The sequence below is a fragment of the Hansschlegelia beijingensis genome (genome assembly GCF_045505405.1).
Taxonomy (GTDB): Bacteria; Pseudomonadota; Alphaproteobacteria; order Rhizobiales; family Methylopilaceae; genus Methylopila; species Methylopila beijingensis_A.
In genome coordinates this window covers 1-1,076 of sequence record NZ_JBJKEX010000573.1, presented here as the reverse complement: position 1 = coordinate 1,076, position 1,076 = coordinate 1, and the positions used below count along the sequence as shown (strand labels likewise).

1 protein-coding gene is annotated in these 1,076 nt (G+C 71.5%); it reads right to left on the bottom strand.

What is annotated here, in order from left to right; all coding sequences use genetic code 11:
• On the bottom strand, window positions 1–934 hold a 934-nt coding region (locus ACIKT0_RS18800; RefSeq protein ID WP_407106823.1), incomplete at its 3' end, for a GldG family protein.
• Window positions 935–1,076: the final 142 nt, after the last annotated feature.

Below are 1,076 nucleotides of genomic sequence, written 5' to 3'. Positions count from 1 at the left end.
GCGGCGCCGCGCCCGCCGCCTCCGTGGTCGTCACCAGCGCCGCCTCGTCCGGCGCCTCGAATGCGCCGGGCTCGACGAACAGGAGGTCGCCGAGGCCGGCCGTGACGGGGTTCGCGGCGGACAGCCGGTCCTTGGTGAACCTCATCCAGAACGGAAAGGTGATGGTCCTGCCGGACGGGTCTGCGACCGGCGTCGCGAGCTTCGCGTCCCCCACCACGTCGTCGCCCCTGTAGCGGAGCCCGTAACGCAGCAGCAGATCGGAGATGTCGTCGATCTCGCGCGAGGGCTGGGGCGTCGCACTGTCGCTCTTGGGACTGAGACGAAGCCGTGGATCGATCATCACGATCAGCCCCGCGCCGCGGGTCACCGCCTGGTCGATCGAGCGCAGCATCTCCTTCTTCAGGAAGGTCGCGCCGATCACGATGACGCAGTCGAGCCCGTCGGGCAGGCTGTCGGCGAAGGCCGGGATGATGGCGACGTCGTAGGCGCGCCTGAGCTCGGCGATCGCGTTCAGACCGGCCTGGCCGGGGTCGGCGCCGCCGGGCGCCAGCAGCGGCGAGATCACGCCGACCTTCGGCGCGGTCGCGCGGGCGAGCCCGGCGAGGGCCGTCGCCACGTCATATTCCAGCAGGGCCTCGCGCGTCTGGTCGAAGTAACCGATGGGAATCTGACGTCCGGCGGACGTCAGGGAGGCGCCGAGGAAGAAGGCGTCCCCCGAACTCAACGGAATCCGACGGATTCCGGCGCTCTCCGCGGCCGCTTCCGCGCGGCTGCCGGGCGCGGGATCATGAACCTCGACCGCGAGCCGGTCCTGCGAGCGGCCTGCGACGAGCTCGAGGAAGTCCCGCACCCTCGCCGCATAGGCGCGGATCGCCTCGGGCGTCTCGGGACCCTGCGCGCTCCAGTAGAGGTCGATGCGCGCGCCGTCCGGCAAGCGGCCGACGATCTCGAGCAGGCCGCGCGACAGCGTGAACCGCCGGGTGCCGATCGCGATCCAGATGGCTCGCCGCTCCGGCGTGTCGGCGTCGCTCTACCTGATGCCGATGGCGTTCGGCTCGCTGCTCGGCGGGCTGATG